The following is a 26,629-nucleotide window of genomic DNA, read 5'->3' on the forward strand; positions in this document are numbered from 1 at the left end:
GTCAGCCGTTCCAGCCGAGCAGGGAGCGCGTCTTGCCCGCGGCGTCGGTCAGCGCCTGCTGGGCGGTGACCTTGCCGGTCAGCGCCGACTCGATCGCCGGGGCGATGATCTCGTCGTTGACCTGGATCCACTGCGGCACCGCGGGCCGGGCGTGCGCCGCCTTGAGCTGCTCGAGGAAGGCCGCCTGCTCGGGACCGCCCGCGACCACCTGCGCCTTGAGGTTGACGGGGAAGCCGCCGAACGCGTCCGCGACCGCGCCGTTGTTGGTCTCGTTCGCCAGGAACGCCAGCCACTTCCACGCCAGGTCGGCGTTCTTGCTGGAGGAGAAGACGACGGAGTCCTCGCCGCCGATGTTGCCGGCCGGCTCGGTCTTGTACGGCAGCGGCGCCACGCCGAAGTCGAGGTCGGGGAACTGCTCGTGGATCGTCGGCACGTCCCAGGGGCCGGAGATCGTCATGGCGGCCAGGCCGTTCTCAAAGGGTTTGTCCGAGTCGGTGATCTGGCGCGGCGACGACTTCAGCAGGTCCACCCAGAGCTGCAGCGCCTCCACCGCGGGCGGCTGGTCGAACAGCACCTTCTTGCCCGCGTCGTCCACCATCTGGCCGCCCGCGCCGTGCACGATGCCGGGGAACATCCAGGCGCCGTACCCGTCGCCCTTGGGGACGTTCATGCCGGCCACCTTGGCGTCGGCGGCGTGCACCCGGGCGGCGGTCTGCTTCAGCTCGTCCCAGGTCTTGGGCGGCGTCGGGACCAGCTTCTTGTTGTAGAAGAGCGCGACCGTGGTCTGGTCCTGGGGAAGGCCGTAGAGCTTGCCGTTCGCGCGGTTGGTGTCGAGCGCGCCCTTGTAGAAGCCTGCCTCGTCGATCAAACCGGCGGGGACCTCCTTGATCGTGCCGTCCAGGGCGTACTTGGAGACCAGGGGCTGGTCGAGTATGCCCGCGTCCGGCGCGCTCTTGCTGGCCACGGCGCTGCCGAGCTTGGTGTTGTAGTCGTCCTTGGGGATCTTGACGAGCTTCACCGTGACGCCGGGGTTGGCCTTCTCGAAGTCCTTGCGGACCTTCTCGACGACCTGTCCGGCCTGCGGGGTGCGGTCCTGGTACATCCAGAACGTCAGCGTCCTGTCCGCGTCGCCGCCACCGCCGCCGCTTCCGCAGGCGGCCAGCCCGGCCGCGAGCGCCGCCGCGACGACGCCTCGCACGAGTCCTCGGCTCATAGTCATCTCCTCATCGGGGGGATGGCCAGACCATAATCTAAGCTCTGAAAAAAGTCAGGAGCCGACCGGAAACGCTTCGGTAACACCGGGTCATGGCGATTTCGGCTGGTGAACTACCATGGCGAGGCGATCGCGGGAGAGGCGGGGACGAGAATGGGCACGTCAGGGCGCAGGACCGTACGGGATCTTCGCAGGGGGAACCGGGCGATGCTCCTGCGCGCGCTCTACTTCGGCGGTCCGGCCACCCGCAACGACCTGTCGGCCGCGACCGGGCTGAGCCCGGCCACGGTCAGCACCATGACCGGCGACCTGCTCTCCGAGAACGTCGTCGTCGAGGCCGGCCAGGTCGACTCCGACGGCGGCCGGCCCCGCGTGCTGCTCAGGGTCAACCCCGCCTACGGGTACGCCGTCGGCGTGGACGTGGGGGAGACGCAGGTCAGCGTCGAGCTGTTCGACCTGGAGATGACCAAGCTCGCCAGGGCCCACTACGCGGTCCGCTCGGCCAAGCACGACCCCGAGCTGGTCGCCCGCCACATCCTGGCCGGAGTCGACACGGTGATCGCCGAGGGCGAGGTGCCGGCCGAACAGGTGCTCGGCGTCGGCGTCGGGGTGCCCGGCATCGTCGAGCCGGGGCCGGACGCGCTGGTGCGGGCCAAGACGTTCGGCTGGGAGGCGGTGCCGTTGGGAGCGCTCCTACGGGCGGGCACGCCGCTGCCGCTGTTCGTCGACAACGGCGCCAAGACCATGGGGCAGGCCGAACTCTGGTTCGGCTCGGGCAAGGGCACCCGCGACGCGATCATCGTGCTGATGGGCTCGGGTGTCGGCGGCACGGTCGTGACCGACGGGCAGATCTACCGGGGCGCGGGCAAGGCCGCCGGGGAGGTCGGGCACCTGAAGCTGGTCGCGGGCGGGCGGGCCTGCCGGTGCGGGGCGCGCGGCTGCCTGGAGGCGTACCTGGGGGCCGAGGCGATCCTCGACCGCGCGGGCGTCGTGGCCGACTCCGCCGACGAGGAGGCCGCGCTGGCCCGGCTGCTCGACGAGGGCTCCCCGGTCATCGCCGAGAGCGTCGAACTGCTGGGCGTGGGCCTGTCGAGCCTGGTCCACCTGTTCAACCCCGAGCGCATCGTCATCGGCGGCTGGGCGGGGCTCATGCTGGGCGGGCGGATGCTGGCGGAGATCAGGGCGGCGACCGCGGCCAACACGCAGGCCCAGCCGTTCCAGCCGGCGACGATCGTGCTGGGCCGGCTCGGCCCCGACGCCGTGGCGCTGGGCGCGGCGACGCTGGTGCTGGAGCCGTTCTTCCAGGGGGCGGCGTTCCGGGGGACCGTCAGCAGTCTCGCGTAGGACTTCAATCAAGCCCTGATGTATCCCTCAGGCGCACCATGTCGCGGGTGAGCGCGCCGATCCCGCCGGCGCCGAGCAGCTGAAGGGTGCGTACGAGCTCCGCGCGCAGCAGGTCCAGCGCGCGCCGCACCCCGGCCTCGCCGCCCGCCATCAGGCCGTACAGGTAGGCCCGGCCGATGAAGCAGGCCCGCGCGCCCAGCGCGACCGCGGCGGCGACGTCGGCCCCGTTGCGGACGCCTCCGTCCAGGAAGACCTCCGTGCGATCGCCCACGGCGGCGACCACCTGCGGCAGCAGCTCCAGCGGCGTGGCGGCGCGGTCGAGCTGCCGCCCGCCGTGGTTGGACACCACCAGGCCGTCCACCCCGAGGGCGGTCAGGTCCTTGGCGTCGTCGACCCGCTGCACGCCCTTGACCAGCAGCCGCCCCTGCCACGCCGAGCGGATCCACTCCAGGTCGTCCATGGTCACGGCGGGGTCGAACATCAGGTTCGTGAGCCCGGGCAGATCGTCGGGGGCGCCTTCGACGGTGGCGAACCGCAGCGGCTCGCTGGTGAGGAAGTCGAACCACCACGGCGGGTGCCGCAGCGCCTGCAGCGCACTGCGCCAGCGCAGGGACGGCGGGACCGTCAGGCCGTGCCGCACGTCGCGCAGCCGCGCCCCGGCCACCGGCACGTCGACGGTCACGACCAGCACGTCCATGCCCGCCTCGCGGGCCAGGGCGAGCGTCTCCAGGTTGCGCGCGCGGTCGCGGACCACGTACAGCTGGAACCAGTTCCACCCGCCGGGCGCGGCGGCGGCCACGCCGGCGGCCGTCGTGGTGCCCATAGTCGACAGCGTGTAGGGGACGCCCGCGCGCTCGGCCGCCCTGGCCACCGCCCGCTCGCCCTCGCGGTGCATCATCCGGGTGAACCCGGTGGGCCCGAGCACGACCGGCATCGCGATCCGCCTGCCCAGGATCTCGACCGCGGTCGGGGCCTGCGACACGTCGCGCAGGATCCGCGGGCTGAACTCCACCCGCCGGAACGCCTCCACCGCCCTGGCCATCGACAGCTCGCCCTCGGCCGCGCCGTCCACGTAGTCGAACACCATGTGCGGGGCTCGCCTTCTGGCGAGCAGCCGGAGATCGGCGATGTCGGCGGCGTCGGCCACCCGCCGCGCCCTGGACAGCTGTGGGCGCCGGGGCACGACGGCACGCAGCTCCCGCCACCGGGGCAGGCGCCGGGGTTCCTTCGCGTTCCCGTCGATGTTCTGGACGTTACCAAAAGGTACGGTGAGACCGTGATCGACGACTCGACGGCCTCGACGGCCCCGGCGCGGGACCGGGCGGCGCCGGCGGGGGACCCGGTGGTGCTGGCGCGGGAGTGGGCGGTGCTCGTGGGGGATTCGCCCGCGGCCCTCGCCATGGGGGCGGAGCTGCTCGCGCGCTGGTCCGAGCCGCACCGCCGCTACCACACCCTCGACCACCTGGCCGCCGTGCTCGGCGGGATCGCGCGGCTCGCGGCCTCCGCGGACGACCCGACCGCGGTGCGCCTGGCCGCCTGGTTCCACGACGCCGTCTACGACGGGCGGCCGGGCACGGACGAGGAGCGCAGCGCCCAGCTCGCGCAGTCCAGGCTGCCCGGGTGCGGGGTGCCCGCCGCACGGGTCGCGGAGGTCGCCAGGCTGGTACGCCTCACCGCCGCCCACGACACGCTGGCCGCCGGGGATCGCGACGGCGCGGTCCTGTGCGACGCCGATCTGGCCGTGCTCGGGCTGCCCGGCTATGACGACTACGCGGGGCGGATCCGGCAGGAGTACGCCCATGTGCCCGACGAGCTGTTCAGGGCGGGACGGGCCGAGGTGCTGCGCCGGCTGCTGGCCGTACCGAGCCTCTATCGGACCGAACGCGCCCGCGAGCTGTGGGAGGAGCGGGCCCGCTCGAACATGACGCGCGAGCTGAAGTCGCTCACGTCGGGCCAGGGCGCTTAGCGGCGGCGGCCGGTCAGCGGCGCTTGCGGCTGGCCGCGGGGGGCCGGGTCAGCGGTGCTTGCGGCTGGTCGCGAGGAGCCGGGTCAGCGGTGCTTGCGGCGGCGCAGGCCGGAGGCGACGAGCCGCAGGAGCAGCTCGCGCGAGCTGACCGCCTCGGCCCCCAGCTCCACCGCCCGGGCGTGCACGGTCTCCGGCACGTCGTAGTGATCCCGGTCGAAGGCCCGCTCCGGCACCCCCAGCCGCGAGGCGAAGTCGTGCAGCTCCTCCAGCGAGCGGTCGCTGACCAGATGCGACCACATCAGGCCGCGCGGCCCTGGCCAGTTGGGCGGGTCGATGAGAACGGTCACGCCGTCAAGGGTAGAGCCGCTCCCACCGGCCCGCTCACGCTGTCCGGGCGGGGGACACGCCGTCGCCGGCGAAACCGTTCGGCCTGGGGCACGCCGTCACGCCGTCGCGGGCGGGACCGTTCGGCCTGGGGCACGCCGTCACGCGGTCGTGGGCGGGACCCTGCCGTGGACCGCCAGGTCGCTCAGGTCCGACACCACCACCTCGGCGCCCGCCGACCCCAGCTCCGCCGCCTCGGCGCTGTCCCCGGCCACCGCGACGACCAGCCCGAACCCGCCCTTCCTGCCCGCCTCCACCCCGGGCAGCGCCGCGTCCACCACCGCGGCCCTGGCGGCGGGCAGCGCCAGCCGGCGCGCCGCCTCCAGGAAGAGGGCGGGGTCGGGCTTGCCGGGCAGGCTCATCAGGGCCGCGTCGTGGCCGTCCACCACCAGGTCGAACAGGTGCAGCACACCCGCCGACGTGACCAGCTTGCGGCCGTGCACGCTGGCGGAGACGGCCGCCGTACGCGCGCCCCGCTGCCGCAGCTCGTGCAGGAGCGAGACCGTGGACGGGAACGCGGCCACCCCGTACTTGTCCACCTGGTCCACGAAGATCCGGTCCTTGGCCAGGCCGAGCCCGTGCACGGTGGCCGCGCCGGGCTCGTCGTCGGGCGAACCCTCGGGCACCGTGAGGCCGCGGGCCTCCAGGAAGGTACGGATGCCGTCGAGGCGCGGGCGGCCGTCCACGTAGCGCAGATAGTCGTCGCGGATGTCGAACGGTGTCGAGCGGCCGCGCAGAAACGCGTCGAAGACGTGCTTCCAGGCGGCCGCGTGCCCCCGAGCAGTGTCGGTGACCACGCCGTCGGTGTCGAACAGGACGGCGCTGATCGTGGTCAGATCGATGACAGGCTCGTTCACATTGCGAACGTAACCGCTCTACCAGGCGACGGGTAGCTCTTTGACCCCGTACACGATGGCGAGTTCCCTGAACGGCACCTCGCCCGCCACGCGCAGCCCCGGGAAGCGGCGCAGCAGCGCGGGGAAGGCGATGCGCATCTCCATCTGCGCCAGCGGCGCGCCGATACAGCGGTGGATGCCGTGGCCGAACGCCATGTGCGAGCCCGCCGTCTCCCTGCCGGGCCGCACCTGGTCCATGTCGTCGCCCAGAGCCGGGTCGCGGTTGGCGCCGGTGAGCGAGCACAGCACCATCTCGCCCTTCTTGATCTGTACGCCGTGCAGCTCCAGGTCGTCGCGGGCGAACCGCGGGAAGGCCACCTGGACGACCGTCATGTAGCGCAGCAGCTCTTCGACGACGTCGTTGATGTACCCGTCGACCTCGCGGACCTTGGCGGCCTGCTCGGGGTTGCGCAACAGCCACAGGGTGCCCAGGGCGAGCATGCTGGTGCTGGTGTCGTGACCGCCGGTCAGCAGCCCGTCGGCCATGCTGGCGAGCGTACGGTCGTCGAGCTCGTCACCGTGCTCGCGCAGCAGCTGGCCGAGCAGTCCCTCGCCGGGGTTCTGCCGCTCCCGGGCGACCAGGCCGGTCAGGTAGGTCATGGCGTCGTTGATCGCCTGCAGCGACGCCTCCGGCCCGGCCGTGAAGTCGAAGCGGTCCTTGCTGATCTTCACGAAGTCGGCGCGCTCCTCGTACGGTACGCCCAGCAGCTCGCACACCACCAGCGACGGGATCGGCAGCGCGAACTCCTCCACCAGGTCCACGGGGGAGCCCTTGGCCTCGATGCGGTCCAGGTGCTCCTCGACCATCGCCTCGATGCGCGGCTCCAGCCTGCGCAGGCGGCGCATGGTGAACTCGGGCGTCAGGTACTTGCGCAGCCGCGTGTGCTCGGGCGGGTCGCGGAATCCCAGGCCGCCCGGGTCCTCCTGGTTGGAGCCCAGGCCGATCACCCCGGCGAAGTCGTTGCTGAAGCGTTCGTGGTCGCTCAGGACGCTTCGTACGTCCTCCCAGCGGGTGACGAGGTAGACGGTCTGGCTGCCCGGGATCTCCATGGGAAAGACCGGATGCTCGGCCCGGATCCGTCCGAGCTCGCCCACGGGGTCGAACCCGTCGCGCATGAACTGGACGAGGGGGAACTCATTGTCTGACATCGATATCCGTCCTGCTGGGATGCATCACGCCATCTTGGGATAAATCCCTCCATAGATGGTCCCATCCGGATCGGTGGATGTTGCCCTCCCAAAGGACGAATTTCCCCTCCCCCTCGCGGCCCCCACCGCCCCTCCCACGGGACCGTCCTACGCGTCCTGACCAGCCAGAACCCTGGTCACCTCACCGGGCGGCGGCTCGGTCCGGTCGCGGGCGTACATGGGCGGCTCGGGCAACGGGGCCTCCGCCGACAGCGCCGGCGGTGCGGGCTTGGGTTTGCGCGGCTCGCGCACCCCACCCTCGCCACCCTCCGGCGGGTCGTCGAACGGGAAGTCCCTCTCGCCGGGCCAGTGCGGCTCGCCGGGCCCGTATCCGGGCATCCAGGCGGGTGCGCCGCTGGGAAGAGCGCGGCGTCTGCGTGATCGCTTGCTCACAATCCCCTCCTCGCGGCCCATTGTGCGCCCGCCCCCGCCGCCCGGCCACCCCCACTCCACGGCTCTATCCCCGACGTCACCCCGCGTCCCCGCGGCGTCGCCCGGTCGGCGTACGACTGCGCTCCGTATGCCGCCCCGCCCTCGGACCGCCCCCCACCGCCCGCTCCGGCCCGTGCCCCGCTGCGTCTCCTGCGCGGTCGTGCGCCGCTCCGCCGTGGTACGCCGAGCGCCGCCCGGCTCGCCCGCATGCTGCTTCGGTCCTGGGAGTCGCCCCCCTTGCAGCGGTGCGCGCCCCTTCGCCCCCGCGCCGCCCGTCGTTGTGCGCCGGTCCGCGGCGCTGTGCGGTCGGCGTGCGACTGCGCTCCGTATGCCGCTCCGCCATCGGACCGCTCCACCGGGTGGGGGGAGGCGGATCGTGGGAAGGCGGCGGAACAGCTGTGAAACAGGGGCAAAATGGGGCGGCAGATGGCGTTTGGCGTACAAGATGGCGACATTCTGCGATGATCTCGTCGCATAGAGCCGGAGTTTGAGCCCCCACGGATAGTGACAGATGCCGACATTTGAGGAAATAGCAGCCTTCGTCACCGAGAAGCCGCTCGCCACCGCCGTCATCGCGTTGCTGAGCCTGGCGGGGCTGGTGCTGGCGTTCCTGGTGCTCAGGATCGTCTGGCGGGCCACCGCCTGGTTGTTCTCCCGCTACGTCGCCCCCCGTCCCATCGAGGACGTGCTGACCATCGTCGCCGCCTCCATCGCCACCGGCGTGTCCGCGCAGGGCATGTGGCGCTTCTCCGGCGACGTGCTCGGCCTGGACGGGCCGCTGCGGCTGCTGCTGTTCGCGTTCATCGAGGTCGCGATCATCACGAGCGCGGTGCGGGCCCGCCGCAACATGCGCGAGAACTTCTCCGCCGGCATCGACGGCATCGCCGTGTGGGCGCTGACCTGCCTGACCGCCGTACTGTCCAGCATGGACGCGCGCAGCCTTCCCGAAGCGGTGTTCAGGCTCGCCGCGCCGCTGGTCGCCGCCTGGCTGTGGGAGCGCGGCATGGCCATCGAGCGGCACCGCATCCGCGGCACCGGCCGCATCAACTGGCGTCTGACGCCCGAGCGGCTGCTGGTCCGGATCGGGCTGGCCGAGGTCAGCGACCGTACGGCGAGCGAGGTCGACGCCCACCGCCGGCTGACCAGGGTCGCGCTGGCCGCCAAGCGGGCCAAGGCGCTGCGCGAGAACGGGGCCTCCGAGCGCAAGATGCGCGTGGCGCTGGCCAAGCTCGACAAGGCCATGGACCAGGCCGTCGAGCACACCGGGCTGGCGGTGAACCAGGCCCGCCAGGAGGCGCTGCTGGCCCAGATCGCCGCCCTCTACAACACCACCGCCCTCATCGACGCCGCCCCCCGCGTGCCGTGGGAGCCGGAGCCCGAGCAGCAGCCGGTGCCCGCCCGCCCCGCGCTGCCGCCCGCGCTGGCCGAGCTCGTCGAGGAGGAGGACGAGGACGTCGAGGTGCTCGACACCACCCCGCAGGTCGTCGACACCGCCCAGCGGGCGGCGCTGATGCGCCAGGCCCGCGCGTTCTGGGACCGCCAGATCGCCAAGGGCATCGTGCCGCGTACGGTGGACATCGCCCAGGAGATCGGCATCTCGCTGGCCACGGCACGCGAGTATCGTGCCCTGTGGAAGCTCGAGCCGCAGGCGCACGCCCTCATCGAGGCGCTGTTCCAGCAGCACGGCATCGTCGACACGGGCGCCTTCCCCGCGATCGCGGACGACGGGCGGGTGCTGACCAAGTCCTAGGGGAGCACGTTTGCGGGAGCGCACGCTGGAGCGCGTCAGGAAACTCCTGGCCAAGGCCGAACGCACCGACAACGAGCACGAGCGCGCGACGTTCATGGCGGCCGCGTCGGCGCTGATGGCCAAGCACGGCATTGACTCGCTCCCTCCGGCGGGCACCCGGCAGACGCCCGGCGACCGGGTCGTCACCCTGCCCAACCCCTGGGCCAGGGAGAAAGCCCGGCTCGTCAGCCTGGTCGCGCAGGCCGTGCGCTGCCGCCCCCTGCTCATCGGGCGCGGTGAGGGCGGGCAGCGGGTGCACGTGTTCGGGTTCGCGGCCGATCTGGAGCGGGCCGATCTGCTGGCCACGTCGTTGCTGCTGCAGATGGCGAGCGGGCTGGCGCGCGTGCGGGTGCCCGACGGCGTGACCGCCGTGCGGGCCTACCGGCGGTCGTGGCTGCTGGGGTTCACGGACGAGGTGTACCGGCTGCTGCGCGTGGCCGAGTCCCAGGCGGAGCAGGCCAGTACGGGCGCCGAGCTCGTCCTGGCCGACCGCCGGGCCGAGGTGGAACGGGCGGTGGCCGCCCATTATCCGGACATCCGGATGAGCGTGCCCAGGACGAGCGGCACGGGCTACCGGGACGGGGTGGCCGCCGGCCGCCGCGCCGACCTCGGCCGTACCGGAATGACCACCGACACGGCGCCCGAGCTGGCCCCCGGCCGCTGACCCCGCCCGGCCGCCGGTCCGCCCGGCCGCCGGCCCGCGTGGGGACCGGCCCGCGTGGACGTCGGTCTGCCTGGAGGCCGGTCCGCGTGGGCGCCGGTCCGGGGGTCAGGCGAGGGCGTCGGAGACCAGGGAGCGGGCCTCCTCCTGCACCTTGGCCAGGTGGTCGGGGCCGCGGAAGGACTCGGCGTAGATCTTGTAGACGTCCTCCGTCCCCGACGGCCGGGCCGCGAACCAGGCGTTCTCCGTCGCGACCTTCACCCCGCCGAGCTCGGCCCCGTTGCCGGGCGCCGTGGTCTGGACGGCGGTGATCGGCTCGCCCGCCAGCGACGACGCCTTCACCTGCGCGGCCGAGAGCTTCCCGAGCACCGCCTTCTCCTCGCGCGTGGCAGGGGCGTCGACCCGGGCGTACGCGGGCTCCCCGAACCGCTCGACCAGTTCCCGGTAGTGCGCGCTCGGCGACCTGCCGGTGACGGCCTGGATCTCGGAGGCCAGCAGCGCCAGGATGATCCCGTCCTTGTCCGTGGACCAGACGGACCCGTCGCGCCGCAGGAACGACGCCCCCGCGCTCTCCTCGCCCCCGAACCCCAGCGACCCGTCCAGCAGGCCCGGGACGAACCACTTGAACCCGACCGGCACCTCGTACAGCCGCCGCCCCAGGGACTCCACGACCCGGTCGATGATCCCGCTGCTGACCATCGTCTTGCCCACCCCGGCGGCCGCGGGCCAGCCGTCCCGGTGCGTGTACAGGTAGGAGATGGCGACGGCGAGGTAGTGGTTGGGGTTCAGCAGGCCGCCGTCGGGGGTGACGACGCCGTGCCGGTCGGCGTCCGCGTCGTTTCCGGTGGAAATGTCGTACTTATCGCGATTAGCGATGAGGGAGGCCATCGCGTACGGCGACGAGCAGTCCATCCGGATCTTCCCGTCCCAGTCGAGCGTCATGAACCGCCACGTCGGATCCACCAGCGGATTGACCACGGTCAGGTCGAGCCGGTGCCGCTCGGCGATCTCGCCCCAGTACGCCACGCTGGCCCCGCCCAGCGGATCGGCCCCGACGCGTACCCCCGCCGCCCGGATCGCGTCCAGGTCCACCACGGACGGCAGGTCGTCCACGTACATGCCGAGGAAGTCGTAACGCCCCGCCGCCTCCAGGGCCTTCGTGTACGAGACCCGCAGCACGCTCTCCAGCCCGCCCGCCAGCAGCCGGTTGGCGCGGTCCTGGATCCACGTGGTCGCGTCGGTGTCGGCCGGGCCCCCGTGCGGCGGGTTGTACTTGAAGCCGCCGTCGCCCGGCGGGTTGTGCGACGGCGTGATCACGATGCCGTCGGCGAGCCCGCCGGCGCGGCCGCGGTTGTGCCGCAGGATGGCGTGCGAGACGGACGGGGTCGGCGTGTAGCCGTCGCGGGAGTCGATCAGCACCTGGACCCCGTTGGCGACCAGGACCTCCAGCGCGGACACCCGCGCGGGCTCCGACAGCGCGTGCGTGTCGACGCCGAGGAACAGCGGCCCGTCGGTGCCCTGCATCCGCCGGTATTCACAGATGGCCTGGGTGGTGGCCAGGATGTGGTCCTCGTTGAACGCCGTCTTCAGCGACGACCCCCGGTGCCCCGACGTGCCGAACGCCACCCGCTGCCCCGGGTCGCCGGGATCGGGATGCAGCGCGTAATAGGAGGTCACGAGCCTGTCGACGGCCACGAGGTCGGCGGGCTGGGCTGGCTGTCCTGCGCGTTCGTGCGTCATGTAGGCCACTTTACAAATGCGCCTCCGGCCGGCGGATGGGCGCGGCCGCGTGTGGGAAGGTACAGTTCCGTCGATTACTAGAACGGAGTTCGGTTCCTATGCGATTCGGTTATTACCTGACAGAGCCCAAGGGAGACGACCCGATCGGCGGGTTGCGCACCCAGATCGCCCAGGCGGCGCAGGACGGCTTCACCTCTGCCTGGCTCTCCAACATCTTCGGCCTCGACGCCCTCACCGCCCTGGCCGCCGCCGGGGGCCAGGTGCCCGGCATCGAGCTCGGCACCGCCGTCGTCCCGACCTACCCGCGCCACCCGGCCGTGCTGGCCCAGCAGGCCATGACCGCCAACGCCGCGCTCGGCGGGCGCCTCGCGCTCGGCATCGGCCTGTCGCACCAGCTGGTCATCGAGGGCATGTACGGCCAGAGCTTCGAGCGCCCCTACCGGCACATGAAGGAGTACCTGGACATCCTGCTCCCGCTCAGCCGGGGCGAGCACGTCAAGTACGAGGGAGAGACCCTCAAAGCCGACCTCCGGCTCACCACGCCCGGCGGCGGTTTCCCGGTGCTCGTCGCCGCGCTCGGCCCGCGCATGCTCAAGCTGGCCGGCACCGTGGCCGACGGCACCGTCCTGTGGATGACGGGCCCCAAGACGGTCGCCCAGCACGTGGCGCCCACCATCACCGCGGCCGCCGCCGAGGCGGGCCGTGAGGCGCCCAGGATCGTCTGCGCGCTGCCGATCTGCGTCACCGACGACCCCGCCGCCGCCGTCGATCGCGCGAACGAGATCTTCGCTGTCTACGGACAGCTCCCCTCATATCGTGCGATGCTCGACAGGGAAGGCGCGGCCACCCCGGGAGACGTCGCCATCGTGGGCGACGAGGACGCGGTGCTGGCCAAGCTCGACGTACTGCGGGAAGCCGGGGTGACCGACTTCGTGGGCTCGGTGTTCGCGAGCAAGGAACGCACGCGGGCGCTGCTGATCGGCGCGGCGAAGGGCTGAGCCCAAGACATCTCCATAGTTCTCCGGCGGGGTGAAGATCGCTTGCTGCATGGCGTTGATGTGTCCGACTGGCAGGGGCCCGTCGACTGGGCCGGCCACGCGGCGGACGGAGTGACCTTCGCGTTCGCCAGGGCCACCGAGGGCGGCGACCTCACCGACAAGCTGTTCGAGCGCAACTGGACCGGCATGCGCGAGAGCCGGATCGTCCGCGGCGCGTACCACTGCGCCAGACCCGAGGGCGACCCGATCGAGCAGGCGCGCCACTTCCTGGCCGCGATCGACGCGGCGGGCGGGTTACGCGCCGGCGACCTGGTGGCCCTGGACCTGGAGCCCGGCGACGGCCTGCGCCCCGAGCAGGTCGCCCGGCACGCGCGCCGCTGGTGCCACCACGTCGGGCGGTACGGCGGCGTGCGGCCGTTCGTCTACACCTTCCTGGCGTTCGCGCGTGGCGGACACTGCGCGGGCCTGGGCGAGTACCCGTTATGGCTCGCCGCCCCCGACAAGCCGCGCGGCGAGCCCGCGGTGCCGCCGCCCTGGCGCGACTGGGTCATTCATCAGTACGTCCACAGCCCGCTCGACCGCAACGTGTTCCACGGGACCCGGCAGGAGCTGACAAACCTGGGGTTTCACCCGCGATAGCATCGGTGTTCACCATCGAAGCAGCTCCGGTGTCGAGCGCCGGGGCGCGATCCAAGGGAGTCACCGTGTCAGCCGAGCTACGCATCACCCTCGCCGGAGCCGAGCGTGTGGTCGCGGCCGGCACGACGGCCGGGGAGGCCCTGGAGGCCGACGGCCGCTCGGTCATCGCGGCCCGGGTCAACGGCGAGCTCCGTGACCTGGCGCACCCGCTGTCCGAGGGTGACGCCGTCGAGCCGGTCGAGGTCTCCAGCGAGGACGGCCGGGCCATCGTCCGCCACTCCACCGCCCACGTCATGGCGCAGGCGGTGCAGGAGCTGTTCCCCGAGGCCAAGCTGGGCATCGGGCCGCCCGTGGACAACGGCTTCTACTACGACTTCGACGTCGCCCAGGCGTTCCACCCCGACGATCTCAAGCGCATCGAGAAGCGCATGCGGGAGATCGTCAAGCAGGGGCAGCTGTTCTCCCGCCGGCCCGTCTCCGACGACGAGGCGCGCGAGGAGCTGGCGGCGGAGCCGTACAAGCTGGAGTTGATCGGGCTCAAGGGCGGCGCCGCTGACGAGGAATCCGTGGAGGTCGGGGCCGGGCAGCTCACCATCTACGACAACCTCGACCCCAAGACCGGCGAGCTGCAGTGGAAGGACCTGTGCCGCGGCCCGCACGTGCCGTCCACCCGGTCGATCCCGGCGTTCAAGCTCATGCGCTCGGGCGGCGCCTACTGGCGCGGCAGCGAGAAGAACCCGCAGCTGCAGCGCATCTACGGCACCGCCTGGGAGTCCCGCGAGAAGCAGGACGACTACCTCAAGCTGCTGGAGGAGGCCGAGAAGCGCGACCACCGCAAGCTGGGTGTCGAGCTCGACCTGTTCAGCTTCCCGCCGGAGCTGGGCAGCGGCCTGCCGATCTTCCATCCCAAGGGCGGGATCATCCGCAAGGAGATGGAAGACTACATGCGCCGGCGGCAGGCGGAGTCGGGCTACGAGTTCGTCAACACGCCGCACATCACCAAGTCGTCGCTGTTCGAGACCTCGGGGCATCTGCCGTGGTATGCCGACGACATGTTCCCGGCGTTCGAGCTGGAGGGCATCGAATACCGAGTCAAGCCGATGAACTGCCCGATGCACAACCTGATCTTCAGGGCGCGCGGGCGGTCCTACCGCGAGCTGCCGCTGCGGCTGTGCGAGTTCGGCTCGGTCTACCGTTACGAGAAGTCGGGCGTGGTCCACGGCCTGACCCGGGTGCGCGGCATGACGCAGGACGACGCGCACATCTACACCACCCGGGAGCAGATGGCCGATGAGATCAAGTCGCTGCTGAGGTTCGTGCTCAGCGTGCTGCGTGACTTCGGCCTGTCCGACTTCTACCTGGAGCTGTCGACCCGCGACGAGTCCGACAAGTTCATCGGCGAGCTCGCCGAGTGGGACGAGGCGACCGAGGCGCTGCGGCAGGTGGCCACCGAGTCGGGGCTGGAGCTGGCCGACGACCCGGGCGGCGCGGCATTCTACGGCCCGAAGATCTCCGTGCAGGCCAAGGACGCGATCGGGCGCACCTGGCAGCTGTCCACCATCCAGCTCGACCTCAACCAGCCCAAGCGCTTCGGCCTCGAATACCAGGCGGCGGACGGCAGCCGGCAGACGCCGGTCATGATCCACCGGGCGCTGTTCGGCTCCGTCGAGCGCTTCCTCGGCGTGCTCACCGAGCACTACGCGGGCGCCTTCCCGCCCTGGCTCTCGCCGGTGCAGGTCACGGGCATCCCGATCGCCGACGCGCACGTGCCCTACCTGCAGGACGTCGCCAAGAAGCTGCGCGAGCGCGGCATCCGGATCGAGGTCGACGCCTCCGACGACCGGATGCAGAAGAAGATCCGCAACGCGCAGAAGGCCAAGGTGCCCTTCATGCTGCTGGCCGGTGACGACGACATCGCCAACGGCGCGGTGTCGTTCCGCTACCGGAGCGGCGAGCAGAAGAACGGCGTCCCGATCGAGGAGGCCGTGGCGGAGATCGTCAACGCCGTGGAGCGGCGCGTCCAGGTCTGACGCGATGACGGAAGACGGCGGGGCCTTTCGGCTCCGCCGTCTTCCGTTCTCGGGGGGTCAACGGGGAAACAAGCGGAAGGTGATCGCGGGGCGGCCGCCGAAGCGCTCGGCCGCCTCGCGGGCGAAGCCTTCGATGAGGTCGCGGGCGTAGGTCTCGGGGTCCTGGTCGGTGAGCGCCTCGATGTAGGCGCGGTGCTCGACGAGCGAGCGCACGCCGCGCTCCAGGCCGTCGGTGACGTCCACGGCGTGGGTGGGGGAGTCGGTGCCCGCGACGGCGACCCAGCGGACGCCGTTCCAGGGCTCTGCCTCCGTATCCGGAAATATCCACCTATTTCCCGCATCCCCTGCGGCATCCAGCACGGCCCGGCCCACGGCCCGGTGGTCGGGGGTGTTCCAGTACGTCCCGCCCCAGGTGTCGTCCGGGTTCAGGGTGATCACCAGCTCGGGGCGGTGCCGGCGGATGGCGGCGGCGAGATCCTTCCTGAGCGCGACGCCGTACTCGATCACCCCGTCGGCGTGGTCGAGGAACTCCACGCTCGTCACCCCGACGACGGCCGCGCTCGCCCGCTCCTCCCGCTCCCGCACCGGCCCGGCCTCGGCCGGGGCCAGCGTGTCGATGCCCGCCTCACCCCTGGTGACCATCAGGTACGCGACCTCGCGACCCTGGTCGGTCCAGGTGGCGATGGCGGCGGCACAGCCGTACTCGAGGTCGTCCGGGTGGGCCACGATGGCGAGGGCGCGCTGCCAGTCGTCGGGCATGGGCTCCAGTTGATCGGTCATGGCCCACACCCTAAGCGCCCGCCCTGCGCGGCCGGAGGCTTCACGCTGTACCCAGCGCCGTCCCTCGAAGCTCAGGGATCTTCGGCTTTCGGGGCTCTCCACCACTCATCGCGGCCTCCTGTAGGCAGATCCTTGGGATTGTGCCGGAAGAGCGGGCCGTTTGTCCGTGGTCCTATGCTGCTAGGTATGCACGATCAGGCAGGGGCAGGGTCCCCCGACAACTTCCAGCGTCTGTGGACCCCGCATCGCATGGCCTACATCAAGGGCGAGAACAAACCGACGGGCAGCGGCCCCGATGACGGGTGCCCGTTCGACGCGATCCCCAAGATGAGCGACGAGGACGGCCTGATCGTCGCCAGGGGCGAGACGGTCTATGCCGTGCTCAACCTGTACCCGTACAACTCCGGTCATTTGATGGTGGTCCCCTACCGGCACGTGTCCGACTACGACGAGCTGGTGCCGGCCGAGCTGGTCGAGCTGGGGGAGTTCACGCAGAAGTCGCTGCGCGCGCTGCGCAAGGCCAGCGGCGCGCAGGGCTTCAACGTCGGGATGAACCTCGGCCATGTCGCCGGCGCCGGCATCGCCGCCCACCTGCACCAGCACGTGGTGCCGAGGTGGGGCGGCGACACCAACTTCATGCCGGTCGTGGCCCAGACCAAGGTCCTGCCGCAGCTGCTCCGCGACACCCGCCAGCTGCTCGCCGACGCCTGGGACTGACCCGCCCTGGGCGCCCGACGTTCGGGCGTCCGTGGCCGCTCCTGGGAGGCGGCACCGCTCCGTCGCATACCGCCCGCCCTGTGGAGCGCCCCTACGCCCTCCGGTGCCACCCCGCGGAGTGCCGCTACTCCGTCCGGTGCCGCCCTGCGGAGCGGCCCCTACGCCCTCCGCTGCTGCCCTGTGGAGCGGCGCTACTTCGGCCGGCGCCGCGTTACTTCGTCGCGGTCGCTAAGTCCGATGACACGTGGCCGGCGGCCGGCTCGCGGTCGCGCCGCAGCGCGCCGATGCCGGTGGCCAGCAGCAGAGGTACGGCCAGCGCCAGGGCCATGGACAGCACGGCCGCGCCCGAGTCGTTGACGAGCATCCCGACCACGCCGCTCACGAGCGTGCCGATCAGCCCGGCGCGCAGCGCGGGGGAGTGCTCGAACGCGGCCGGCACCACCCCGGCCGACGCCTGTTCGGGCCGCAGGATCGCGTACACGAGGAACGCGGCGGCCGCGATCACGATCGGCATGAGGTTGGGGCTGAGCAGGGTGGCCAGCATGGCCTGCAGCTTGCGCAGGATGACGTCGAACGCCTCCCCGCTCAGCACCTGCCCCACGAACCTGCCCAGGTGCGTCTGCTCGTCCGCCGGCTTCAGGTAGTTGAGCCAGGCGAACGTCATCACGATCAACCCGCCGGCCACCAGGAACGCGCCCAGCTTCACCAGCGAGACCCGCTTGCCCGCCAGCAGCAGCGCGGTCACCGCGATGCCCGGCACGAACGCGATCACGCCGCCGAAGTCGCTGCCCATCCCGGAGCCGCCCAGCACCATCGCGAACGTCCCCAGCACGACGATCGCGGCCAGCCCCACCTTGCCCGGCCACCGGTGCGCGATCACCGTGGTGGCCAGCAGGGTGCCGGTGGCCAGGAGCGCGAACGGGATGTTCCCCAGGCCGTAGTAGCGGGCCCCGACGTCCGCGCTGTAGCCCATGATGCTGTTGAGCTGCAACGTCGTACCGGTCAGCAGGTCTCCCGCCAGCGTGAGCGCGGTGATCCCGGCCACCACGGCCAGCGGGGCCAGCGGGCGGCGCCGCCACGGACCCGCGAACGCCGCCGCCGTGACGAGCGCCGCCCACCCGAGCACGCCGGCCACCAGCTGCGGCAGGCTCGACCAGGGCAGCAGGTTGACCAGGTAGCTGGAGACGGGCAGGGCGGCGAGGGCGACGGCCGCGAAACGTACCGGCGCCAGGCCCTTGCGGCGGCGCAGCAGCAGGAACGCGACCACGTAGAACAGCACCTGCAGCACGGCCACGGCCGTGAAGTAGATGCCCTTGATCGAGCGGATGGCCTGCGCGGTGGCGTCGGCCCGCTGGAGCCGTTCGAACGTCGCGCCCGGCCCGCCGATTTGCAACGGAACGCCCACCACGGTGCTCGGGACGGGCACCCCGAGCTTGGTCAGGATGGTGGAGGTCAGGTCGGGCAGGATCGAGATGTCCTCGCGGCGGGTGGAGGCCGCGCCGAGCAGGTGGCCCTGCGCGCCGGGCTCGCGCAGCGCGACCACCCGCAGGTGGGGTACGGAGCCGTGGTCGGACAGTCCCGCGAGCAGCACCGTCGTGTCCGCGGGCAGGACCGACAGCAGCGCGCCCGCCTTGGCGTCGGCCATCCGCAGCGCGCCACGCCGCTCGGCGGCGCTGAGCTGGTCGGGCACCTTGGGCAGCTTGCCGCTTGCCAGGTAGGGGCGGACGAGGTCGTCCACGTCCATGGCGATCATCCGGCACCGTTCGAGGTCGGGCGTGCGGACCTGGAGCGGGGAGGAGTGGTACTGCTGGACCGCGCCCTGCCGGTCGGCCAGGCCCAGCGCGGCGCCGGGGCCGATGGCGATCGAGCACTGCCCGGCGGCCTTGAGCGACTCGCCCAGCGTGCCCGCGTTGCGCTGCCCGGCCACGTCGATGAGGTAGCGGTAGTCCGGGATGACCGCGCCCGCGCCCTGCTGCTCGGGCATGGGGGGCGCGCCGCAGCTGTAGCCGGCCGCCGACCTGGTGCCGGCCGACACGGTCAGCCAGCCGTCGTAGGGGCAGGTCACGCCGCCGACGGTACGTACGGACAGCGAGCCGATCGCGCTGGACCTGGTCAGCTCCCACAGGTTGGGGGAATCCGACTGGGTGATGTCGTTCCAGTGCAGGCCGGACACGCCGATGAGCGCGACCCGGCCCGCGCTCGCGTCCTTCGTGGCCTGGGCCGGGCCGGTGAACAGTCCCTGACCGAGCAGGACTTGGCCGACCAGCACGGCCAGCACGACTAGCGCGCGCCTCATCCCGATGACCTTCCGTGATCGAATGGTTCCGTGGCACGGTAGAGCAAGGTCATGTTCCGGCGCCACCGGACCCGACTACCCTCTCATGCGGTGCATGTATCACGTGCGCCGTTTCCTTCGGGTGAGCTTTCGCCGGACCTTCTCGGGGTTACCGGGTGGTGGCGTGGGCTGGCGCCGGGCGCCGCCGTACGGTTTTTCGCCGTGGCGGCGCAGTTCGGGGTGGCAGCCGGGGACACGGTGATGAGGGCGTCCCCCGCGTGAGGCGCTGCCCCGCGTGAGGCGCGGGCCGGGGTGGTGCGGGCCCGGTGGTGGTCAAGAGGCCTTATGGGGCCGGGGTCTTGACCTTGGTGGCCTTGCTTTCGTGGCCGAGCCGGTCCACGGCCGTGACCACGTAGGTCCCGTCGGGCATGCCCGTGAAGGACGGGCTCGTCACGACGGCCACCAGGTTACGGGCGTCCGTGCCGTGGCAGTCCTTGCCGGACTTCGGCACCTGGTACACCGCGTACGTCCGAGCCCCCTGGGACGGTTTCCAGGACAGCTGGGTGCCGGTGGCCTTGAGGCCGGAGGGGGCGGGAGGGGCGGAGCCGCCGCGTTCCTTGATCAGGGGCAGCAGGGCGGGGCGGGAGTAGTGGGTCTTGGCGACTCGGTCGACGGACCCGAGGGGGTTGTCGAGCAGGTTCTTGGCGCTGAAGTAGACCTCGCCCTTGATCTGCTTGTGATCCCGGTTGACGCCCACCTCGGCGGCCAGCTCGCCGGGCTTGGTCCAGGCCCGGTCGTCCTTGGCGCCCACCCGGTAGAGCCCCTGGCCGATGTACAGCTGCACGTCCGTGCCCTTGACCTCGTCGGACCACCAGGCCGCCAGCGTGTCGTAATCGGCCAGCTTGTGGCCGCGCGGCCAGTAGAGCTGCGGGAGCACGTAGTCGACGGTGCCCGACTTGATCCAGGCGCGCGCGTCCGCATAAATCGAGTCGTACGCGGACATGCCCGAAGTGTCCGAGCCGGTCGGGTCGTTCGACGTGTTGCGCCAGATGCCGAAGGGGCTGATCCCGAACTTGACGTACCCCTTGGTGTCGTGGACGGCCTTGTCCACCTGGGCGACGAGCGTGTTGACGTTGTCGCGCCGCCAGGCGGCGAGCTTCTTGCCGTCGCCGTACTTTGCGAACGCCGCCGCGTCGTCGAACTTCTGCCCCGGCGCCGGGTACGGGTAGAAGTAGTCGTCGAAGTGCACCCCGTCGATGTCGTAACGGGACACCACGTCCTTGATGACCTTGGTCACGTGGTCGCGGACGGCGGGCAGGCCGGGGTTGTAGTAGAGGCGGCCGCCGTACTTGATCGTCCAGTCGGGGTGCTTGCGCGCCGGATGCCCGGCGGGCAGCTTGGCGGTGCTGTCGCCGTAGGAGGCGCGGTACGGGTTGAACCAGGCGTGGAACTCCATGCCACGCTTGTGCGCCTCGTCGATGAGGAACGGCAGCGGGTCCCAGCCGGGGTCCTTGCCCGCCGTGCCCGTCAGATATTGGGTCCAGGGCTCCAGCGACGACTTGTACAGCGCGTCGGAGGCGGGCCGGACCTGGACGAAGACCGCGTTGAGATTGCGCTTGGCGGCGCCGTCGAGGATCTTCACGTACTCGGCCCGCTGCCGGTCGGGGGAGAGCCCCGCCTTGGAGGGCCAGTCGATGTTCTGGGTGGTGGCGATCCACACCCCGCGCAGCTCGCGCTTGGGATGGCGGGCGTCGGCCTTGCAGGCCGCGGCGGGTGCGGCGGGCGCTGCGGCGATGGCCGTCTTCTTCTTGGTCGCTGCTGGGCTCTCCCCGGCCCCGGGGCCGAAGACGTAGGCGGCGGAGGTGGTGACGACCGCGAGAGCAGCAGCGGCTAGGAGTGGGCGTCCAGTTCGCATAATGCCACCCAGTGTGGCAGTTGCTCCGGCATGCTCGGTACGAAAAAAAGAAATCGACTCGTGATGCTTCTGTGACAAAAGTAAACGGCTGGGCCGGGAGGGAGCAAGGCCCTCCCGGCTCCGTCCAGCCTTCAATCCGCGGTCGCGGCCACCTTGTTGGCGAGGTTCGGCGGAAGGGGCTCGTAGCGCAGGAAGGTCCGCTGGAACGTCCCCGTGCCGTGTGACATGGACCTCAGGTCGATGGCGTACCGGGTGATCTCCAGCTCGGGCACCTCGGCCTTGACCAGCGTACGTCCCGTGCCGACGGGCTCCGTGCCGAGCACCCGCCCGCGCCGCGACGACAGGTCGGACATCACCGACCCCACGTAGTCGTCGGCGACGAGCACCGACAGCTCGTCCACCGGCTCCAGCAGCAGCGTCGGCACCTTCGCCGCCGCCTCCTTCAGCGCGAGCTGGCCGGCGATCTGGAAGGCCATGTCGGAGGAGTCGACCGAGTGCGCCTTGCCGTCGTACAGGGTGACGCGCACGTCCACCATCGGGTAGCCGGCGACGACGCCCCGCTCCATCTGGGCCCGCACGCCCTTCTCCACCGACGGGATGAACTGCCGCGGGACGACGCCGCCCACGATCTTGTCCACGAACTCGAACCCGCCGCCCGACGGCAGCGGCTCGACCTCGAGGTGGCAGATCGCGTACTGGCCGTGGCCGCCGGTCTGCTTGACGTTGCGGCCCATCGCCTGGCACTTGCCGCCGAACGTCTCGCGCAGCGGCACCCGCAGCTCGACCCGCTCCACCTCGACGCCGTGACGCCTGGACAGGCGGTCGAGCAGCACGTCGGTGTGCGCCTCGCCCATGCACCACAGGACGAGCTGGCGGGTCTCGGCGTTGTTCTCCAGCCGCAGCGTCGGGTCCTCGGCCACCAGCCGGGCCAGGGCCTGCGACAGCTTGTCCTCGTCGGCCTTCGACTTGGCCCTGATCGCCACCGGCAGGAGCGGGTCGGGCATGGCCCAGGCGGTCATCAGGAGCGGCTGTTCGACGTCGGACAGGGTGTCGCCGGTCTCGGCCCGCGACAGCTTGGCCACCGCCACGATGTCGCCCGCGACGCCCTTGGCCGCGGGGCGCTGCTGCTTGCCCAGCGGGCAGGTCAGGGTGCCGATGCGCTCGTCCACGTCGTGGTCCTCGTGCCCGCGGTCGGCCAGGCCGTGCCCGGACACGTGCACGGTCATGTCGGGGCGCAGCGTGCCCGAGAAGACGCGTACGAGGCTGATGCGGCCGACGTACGGGTCGCTGGTGGTCTTGACGACCTCGGCCACGAGCGGGCCGTCGGGGTCACAGGCGATGCCCTTGACCGGCTTGCCCGACAGGTCGGTGATCTCGGGCAAGGGGTGTTCGAGAGGCGAGGGGAAGCCCTGGGTCATGATCTCGAGGATCTCCTGCGCGCCGACGCCGAGCCCGCTGCACAGCACCGGGTAGAAGCTGCCGCGCGCGACGGCCTTCTCCAGGTCCTCCACCAGGACCTTGGTGTCGATGGGCTCGCCTCCGAGGTAGCGCTCCATGAGCGATTCGTCTTCGCTCTCCTGGATGATCCCCTCGATCAGGTCGCCGCGGCGCTCCTCGATCTGCGCCGCGTAGTCCGGCCCCGGCTCCTTCTCCGTGCGGGTGCCCGTGGCGTAGTTGTAGAACTTCTGCGACAGCAGCCCGATCAGCCCGTTCACGTGGCCGTTGGTGATGACGGGCAGGTAAAGGGGCGCGACGCCGTCGCCGAAGACGTCCTGGCACGTCACGAGGACCTCGTCGAAGTCGGCCCGCTGGTGGTCGATCTTGGTGATCACCACCGCCCGCGGCATGCCGACCTGGGCGCACTCCTCCCACAGCATCTGGGTGAGCCCGTCGATCCCCTCGGAGGCGGAGACCACGAACAGCGCGGCGTCCGCGGCGCGCAGCCCCGCGCGCAGGTCGCCCACGAAATCGGCATAACCGGGGGTGTCGAGAAGGTTGATCTTGATACCGTTGTGTACCAGCGGGGCCACGGCGAGGTTGACCGACCGCTGCTGACGGACCTCCACCTCGTCGAAGTCGCTGACCGTGTTGCCATCCTCCACACGGCCTGCGCGCTGGACGGTGCCGGTCGCGGCCAGCAGCTGCTCCACGAGGGTCGTCTTACCCGCTCCTGAGTGGCCGACCAGCACGACATTGCGTATCGCATCCGCCCTGTCGGCCGTGGGTGCCCTGCCCGCGGCTCCCGCAGTGCCACCGGTGTTCTTCTCTGCCACAACAGCCTCCCGCGTCGCCGGATGTTCCAACGACCGCGCCCAAGCGGAGGGTGTCTGGAAACCGCATGGACGCGGTGTGTTCACCAAATACCCCTGTGGCGGATATCACAAGGGGGGTGGGGCAAAGAAAGTTGTCAGGCGTTCCATGGCCTACGATCGGACCGCGATGCTCAAACTCCTGCGCCCGGCCATGACCCGGATACTCACCCCGCTGGGCAGGGCCCTCGTCGGCCGTGGGATCGGCCCGAACGCCGTCACGGCGATCGGCACCCTCGGCACGGTCGTGTCCGCCCTGCTCTTCTTCCCCCTGGGTCAGCTGACCTGGGGCGCTCTCGTGATCACCGTCTTCGTGCTGTTCGACCTGCTCGACGGCGTGGTGGCCAGGCTCGGCGGGAAGGGCGGCTCCATCTGGGGCGCGTTCCTCGACTCGACGCTCGACCGGGTGGCCGACGCGGCCATCTTCGCCGGCCTGCTCCTCTACTTCATCTCCAAGGACGACACGCTCATGGCCGCCGTGACGCTGGTGTGCCTGATCGCGGGCTCCCTGGTGTCATATGCCAAGGCCAGGGCGGAGGGGCTCGGGCTCACGGCCGACGTGGGGCTGGCCGAGCGGCCGGAGCGGCTCGTCGTCGCGCTCGTCGCGGCCTGTTTCGCGGGGCTCGGCGTTCCGTACATTCTTCCCGTGGGCATGTGGCTGCTCGCCGCGGCCAGCGTGTTCACCGTGGGGCAGCGCGTGGTGGCCGTCTACCGGCAGACGAGGGAGAGATGAGCGACAAGGCGTCCTTCGGAGATCGGGTCGTGGCCGCGGGTTTCGCGGCGGGCTGGAAGCTCGTGCCGCTGCTGCCCGAGCGCCCGACGGCCGCGGTCTTCCGCTTCCTGGCCGACCGCGTCTGGAGCAGGCGGGGCAAGTCCGTGCTGCGCCTGGAGTCCAACCTGGCCAGGGTGACCGGGCTCGACACGGGCAGCCGCGAGCTGCGCGAGCTCAGCAGGGCCGGCCTGCGCTCCTACTTCCGCTACTTCCACGAGATCTTCCGGCTGCCGTCGATGAGCGTCGAGGAGATCGTGCGGCGCAGCCACGTCATCGGGGCCGAGCACGTCCACACCAACGTGGCGGCCGGGCGGGGCGTGGTGCTGGCGCTGCCCCACATGGGTAACTGGGACCAGGCGGGGGCGTGGCTGGTGGGCGTGGGCCACCCGTTCACGACCGTGGCCGAGCGGCTCAGGCCGGAGTCGCTGTTCCGCCGGTACGTGGCCTTCCGAGAGGGGCTCGGCATGGAGGTGCTGCCGCTGACCGGCGGCGACGGGCACAACTTCGGCACGCTGGCCACCCGCGTGCGCAAGGGCGGCGTCGTGTGCCTGCCCGCCGAGCGCGACCTGACCAAGAGCGGCGTCGAGGTGCGCTTCTTCGGCGCGGCCACCAAGGTCCCCGCCGGGCCGCCGCTGCTGGCCGTGCAGACCGGGGCCGCGCTGCTCCCCGCCATTGTCTACAACGTGGGCGACGACTGGGGCATCCACATCCACGAGGAGGTCCCGGTCCCGGCCGAGGGCACCCGGCAGGAGAAGGTCGCGGCGGTGGCGCAGGGGCTGACCGACGTGTTCGAGAAGGGCATCTCCGAGCACCCGGAGGACTGGCACATGCTGCAGCGGCTCTGGCTGGAAGACCTCGCGCGATGAACATCGGCATCGTCTGCCCCTACTCGTGGGACATGCCGGGCGGGGTCAAGCAGCACATCGACGACCTGGCCCAGGCGCTGATGGCGCAGGGGCACGAGGTGTCGGTGATCGCGCCGGCGGCCGACGACGACGAGCTGCCCCCCTACGTGACGGGCGCGGGCCGGGCGGTGCCGGTGCCGTACAACGGGTCGGTGGCCAGGATGTCGTTCGGCTTCCTGTCGGCCGCGCGGGTGCGGCGGTGGGTGCGCACGGGCGGGTTCGACGTGCTGCACATCCACGAGCCGCTGATCCCGAGCCTGGGCGTGCTGGCCTGCTGGGCGGCCAGGGGGCCGATCGTGGCCACGTTCCACGCCTCGTTCACGCGCTCGCGGGCCATCGCGGTGGCCGAGCCGTTACTGCGCAGCGCGCTGGAGAAGCTGATGGGCCGCATCGCGGTCTCCGACGCGGCCCGCAAGAGCCTGGTCGAGCAGTTCGGCGGCGACGCCGTGCTGATCCCCAACGGCGTCACCGTCTCCCGCTACACCGACGCCGAGCCGCTCGACGGCTGGGGGCCCGACGGCGCCACGATCGGCTTCCTCGGCCGGATGGACGAGGAGCGCAAGGGCCTGCCGATCCTGCTCGACGCGTTCAGGACGCTCGCGGCCGAGCGGCCTGGCCTGAAGCTGCTCCTGGCCGGTCCCGGCGACGCCAAGGACGTCTACGAGCGGGTGCCGAAGGAGTTCCACGACCGGGTGACCGTGCTGGGCATGGTGAGCGAGGCCGACAAGATCCGCGCCTACCACTCGGTCGACGTGTTCTGCGCGCCCAACACGCGCGGCGAGAGCTTCGGCATCGTGCTGGCCGAGGCCATGGCGTCCGGGGCGACGGTGCTGGCCAGCGACATCCCGGCCTTCCGCCGGGTGCTGGGCGAGGGGCAGGCGGGCGCGCTGTTCGCCAACGGCGACGCCGCCTCGCTGGCGCGCGAGGCCGCCGCGCTGCTCGACGCGCCCGAGCGGCGGGCCAAGCTGGCCGCGGAGGCGCTGGTGGCGGTGCGGAAGTATGACTGGTCGACGGTGGCGCGGGACGTCGTACGCGTCTACGAGACGGTCGCCACGAGCGGGGCGGGGCGCGTGGAGGAAGACCTGTGACATCCACCATCATCGTGCTGGTCGTGGGCATCGTCGTGGTGCTCACGGCCGTCTACATCTCCTGGCGCGCGGGCCGGCTCGACCGCCTGCACATCCGGCTGGAGCTGGCCCAGGAGTCGCTGGACGCCGCGCTGATGCGGCGCAGGGCGGTGGTGCTGGAGCTGGCCGGCTCGCGCCTGCTCGACCCCGCGACCTCCCTGGTGCTGGCCGCCGCGGCGCACGAGGCCAGGACGGCGGGCCCCGAGGAGCGCGAGCACGCCGAGAGCGACCTGTCGCGCACCCTGCGCGCGGTCGTGGACCAGGAGCGGTTCAGGGAGAAGCTGGCGGAGTCGCCCGGCGGCGGCGACCTGCTGGACGAGCTCGACACGGCGGTGGCCAAGGTCGTCTACTCGCGCCGCTTCTACAACAATGCGGTTGCGGTCACGCGTACGGCGCAGCGGCGCTGGCTGGCCAGAACCCTCCGCCTGGCGGGCCATACCGAATATCCACAATTCTTCGAAATCGATGACAATCCGCCCGCAGCTATGGCAACTGAATGACCTAATTTGGGGAAGCCAGTAAGCTTCATCCCGTTTTTCGGGCTGAAGC

Annotated in this window: 23 protein-coding genes; 12 read left to right on the top strand and 11 right to left on the bottom strand. The window is 71.4% G+C overall.

What is annotated here, in order from left to right:
• Position 1: 1 nt before the first annotated feature.
• The gene (locus tag ACFKCF_RS34480) at positions 2-1,213 is read right to left on the bottom strand and encodes an ABC transporter substrate-binding protein (RefSeq protein WP_394499465.1); all 1,212 of its coding nucleotides are present in this window, start codon (positions 1,211-1,213) and stop codon (positions 2-4) included.
• A gap of 108 nt (positions 1,214-1,321) precedes the next feature.
• Between ACFKCF_RS34480 and ACFKCF_RS34485 the strand changes: the two genes are divergently transcribed.
• Positions 1,322-2,557 carry an ROK family protein gene (locus tag ACFKCF_RS34485; protein ID WP_394499466.1) on the top strand — a complete coding sequence of 412 codons (1,236 nt, stop codon included), beginning with the start codon at positions 1,322-1,324 and terminating at the stop codon, positions 2,555-2,557.
• A 4-nt stretch (positions 2,558-2,561) separates the two neighbouring features.
• Here ACFKCF_RS34485 and ACFKCF_RS34490 read toward each other — a convergent pair whose 3' ends face one another.
• Complete coding sequence (locus ACFKCF_RS34490; RefSeq protein ID WP_394499467.1) at positions 2,562-3,740, bottom strand: alpha-hydroxy acid oxidase; 1,179 nt, start codon at positions 3,738-3,740, stop codon at positions 2,562-2,564.
• Between the two features lie 93 nt (positions 3,741-3,833).
• On the opposite strand from ACFKCF_RS34490, the gene ACFKCF_RS34495 reads away from it, so the two are divergent.
• Entirely contained in the window at positions 3,834-4,523 is a 690-nt protein-coding gene (locus ACFKCF_RS34495; protein ID WP_394499468.1) for a metal-dependent phosphohydrolase, read from the top strand.
• An 83-nt stretch (positions 4,524-4,606) separates the two neighbouring features.
• Here ACFKCF_RS34495 and ACFKCF_RS34500 read toward each other — a convergent pair whose 3' ends face one another.
• From ACFKCF_RS34500 to ACFKCF_RS34515, 4 genes are all read right to left on the bottom strand, one after another.
• Positions 4,607-4,870, bottom strand: a complete 264-nt coding sequence (locus tag ACFKCF_RS34500; RefSeq protein WP_394499469.1) for a DUF4031 domain-containing protein — start codon at positions 4,868-4,870, stop codon at positions 4,607-4,609.
• A gap of 138 nt (positions 4,871-5,008) precedes the next feature.
• Positions 5,009-5,764 (bottom strand): HAD family hydrolase, encoded by a 756-nt coding sequence (locus ACFKCF_RS34505; RefSeq protein WP_394499470.1) that lies wholly within the window; start codon positions 5,762-5,764, stop codon positions 5,009-5,011.
• An 18-nt stretch (positions 5,765-5,782) separates the two neighbouring features.
• A complete protein-coding gene (locus ACFKCF_RS34510) occupies positions 5,783-6,952 on the bottom strand; it encodes a cytochrome P450 (RefSeq protein ID WP_394499471.1) in 1,170 nt (389 codons plus the stop codon).
• 147 nt (positions 6,953-7,099) lie between these two features.
• Positions 7,100-7,384, bottom strand: a complete 285-nt coding sequence (locus ACFKCF_RS34515) for a hypothetical protein (RefSeq protein WP_394499472.1) — start codon at positions 7,382-7,384, stop codon at positions 7,100-7,102.
• A 550-nt stretch (positions 7,385-7,934) separates the two neighbouring features.
• On the opposite strand from ACFKCF_RS34515, the gene ACFKCF_RS34520 reads away from it, so the two are divergent.
• Both ACFKCF_RS34520 and ACFKCF_RS34525 read left to right on the top strand, forming a co-directional pair.
• On the top strand, positions 7,935-9,173 hold the full coding sequence (locus ACFKCF_RS34520; protein ID WP_394499473.1) for a hypothetical protein: 1,239 nt from the start codon (positions 7,935-7,937) through the stop codon (positions 9,171-9,173).
• A gap of 10 nt (positions 9,174-9,183) precedes the next feature.
• Positions 9,184-9,876, top strand: a complete 693-nt coding sequence (locus tag ACFKCF_RS34525) for a DUF2786 domain-containing protein (protein ID WP_394499474.1) — start codon at positions 9,184-9,186, stop codon at positions 9,874-9,876.
• Positions 9,877-9,981: 105 nt separating this feature from the next.
• Here ACFKCF_RS34525 and pgm read toward each other — a convergent pair whose 3' ends face one another.
• Entirely contained in the window at positions 9,982-11,613 is a 1,632-nt protein-coding gene (pgm, locus tag ACFKCF_RS34530; protein WP_394499475.1) for a phosphoglucomutase (alpha-D-glucose-1,6-bisphosphate-dependent), read from the bottom strand.
• A gap of 98 nt (positions 11,614-11,711) precedes the next feature.
• On the opposite strand from pgm, the gene ACFKCF_RS34535 reads away from it, so the two are divergent.
• The 3 genes from ACFKCF_RS34535 (at position 11,712) to thrS (ending at position 15,280) form a co-directional block, all read left to right on the top strand.
• Positions 11,712-12,611, top strand: a complete 900-nt coding sequence (locus ACFKCF_RS34535) for a TIGR03564 family F420-dependent LLM class oxidoreductase (protein WP_394499476.1) — start codon at positions 11,712-11,714, stop codon at positions 12,609-12,611.
• Positions 12,612-12,671: 60 nt separating this feature from the next.
• Entirely contained in the window at positions 12,672-13,250 is a 579-nt protein-coding gene (locus ACFKCF_RS34540) for a glycoside hydrolase family 25 protein (protein ID WP_394499477.1), read from the top strand.
• Between the two features lie 65 nt (positions 13,251-13,315).
• Positions 13,316-15,280 carry a threonine--tRNA ligase gene (gene thrS, locus ACFKCF_RS34545; protein ID WP_394499478.1) on the top strand — a complete coding sequence of 655 codons (1,965 nt, stop codon included), beginning with the start codon at positions 13,316-13,318 and terminating at the stop codon, positions 15,278-15,280.
• Positions 15,281-15,337: 57 nt separating this feature from the next.
• Here thrS and ACFKCF_RS34550 read toward each other — a convergent pair whose 3' ends face one another.
• Positions 15,338-16,060: a PIG-L deacetylase family protein gene (locus tag ACFKCF_RS34550; protein WP_394499479.1), complete on the bottom strand. Its 723-nt coding sequence runs from the start codon at positions 16,058-16,060 to the stop codon at positions 15,338-15,340.
• Between the two features lie 186 nt (positions 16,061-16,246).
• Between ACFKCF_RS34550 and ACFKCF_RS34555 the strand changes: the two genes are divergently transcribed.
• A complete protein-coding gene (locus tag ACFKCF_RS34555) occupies positions 16,247-16,777 on the top strand; it encodes an HIT family protein (RefSeq protein ID WP_394499480.1) in 531 nt (176 codons plus the stop codon).
• Positions 16,778-16,988: 211 nt separating this feature from the next.
• Here the strand turns inward: ACFKCF_RS34555 and ACFKCF_RS34560 are convergent, their stop codons facing one another.
• The 3 genes from ACFKCF_RS34560 to ACFKCF_RS34570 form a co-directional block, all read right to left on the bottom strand.
• Positions 16,989-19,073 carry a hypothetical protein gene (locus ACFKCF_RS34560; protein WP_394499481.1) on the bottom strand — a complete coding sequence of 695 codons (2,085 nt, stop codon included), beginning with the start codon at positions 19,071-19,073 and terminating at the stop codon, positions 16,989-16,991.
• Positions 19,074-19,395: 322 nt separating this feature from the next.
• Positions 19,396-20,967, bottom strand: a complete 1,572-nt coding sequence (locus ACFKCF_RS34565) for a family 10 glycosylhydrolase (protein ID WP_394499482.1) — start codon at positions 20,965-20,967, stop codon at positions 19,396-19,398.
• Positions 20,968-21,098: 131 nt separating this feature from the next.
• A complete protein-coding gene (locus tag ACFKCF_RS34570) occupies positions 21,099-23,240 on the bottom strand; it encodes an elongation factor G-like protein EF-G2 (RefSeq protein ID WP_394499483.1) in 2,142 nt (713 codons plus the stop codon).
• A 145-nt stretch (positions 23,241-23,385) separates the two neighbouring features.
• Here ACFKCF_RS34570 and pgsA point away from each other — a divergent pair, with 145 nt between their 5' ends.
• Genes pgsA through ACFKCF_RS34590 form a run of 4 tightly spaced genes read left to right on the top strand, consistent with a single transcriptional unit; the run spans position 23,386 to position 26,580 of the window.
• On the top strand, positions 23,386-24,009 hold the full coding sequence (gene pgsA / locus ACFKCF_RS34575) for a phosphatidylinositol phosphate synthase (protein ID WP_394499484.1): 624 nt from the start codon (positions 23,386-23,388) through the stop codon (positions 24,007-24,009).
• A complete protein-coding gene (locus ACFKCF_RS34580; protein WP_394499485.1) occupies positions 24,006-24,914 on the top strand; it encodes a phosphatidylinositol mannoside acyltransferase in 909 nt (302 codons plus the stop codon). The genes pgsA and ACFKCF_RS34580 overlap by 4 nt, the downstream gene beginning before the upstream one ends.
• Entirely contained in the window at positions 24,911-26,041 is a 1,131-nt protein-coding gene (locus tag ACFKCF_RS34585; protein WP_394499486.1) for a glycosyltransferase family 4 protein, read from the top strand. Before ACFKCF_RS34580 ends, ACFKCF_RS34585 begins: the two co-directional genes overlap by 4 nt.
• On the top strand, positions 26,038-26,580 hold the full coding sequence (locus ACFKCF_RS34590; RefSeq protein ID WP_394499487.1) for a hypothetical protein: 543 nt from the start codon (positions 26,038-26,040) through the stop codon (positions 26,578-26,580). The genes ACFKCF_RS34585 and ACFKCF_RS34590 overlap by 4 nt, the downstream gene beginning before the upstream one ends.
• Positions 26,581-26,629: the final 49 nt, after the last annotated feature.

Origin of the sequence: Nonomuraea sp. JJY05 (assembly GCF_043496855.1) — a bacterium.
Classification (GTDB): Bacteria; Actinomycetota; Actinomycetes; order Streptosporangiales; family Streptosporangiaceae; genus Nonomuraea.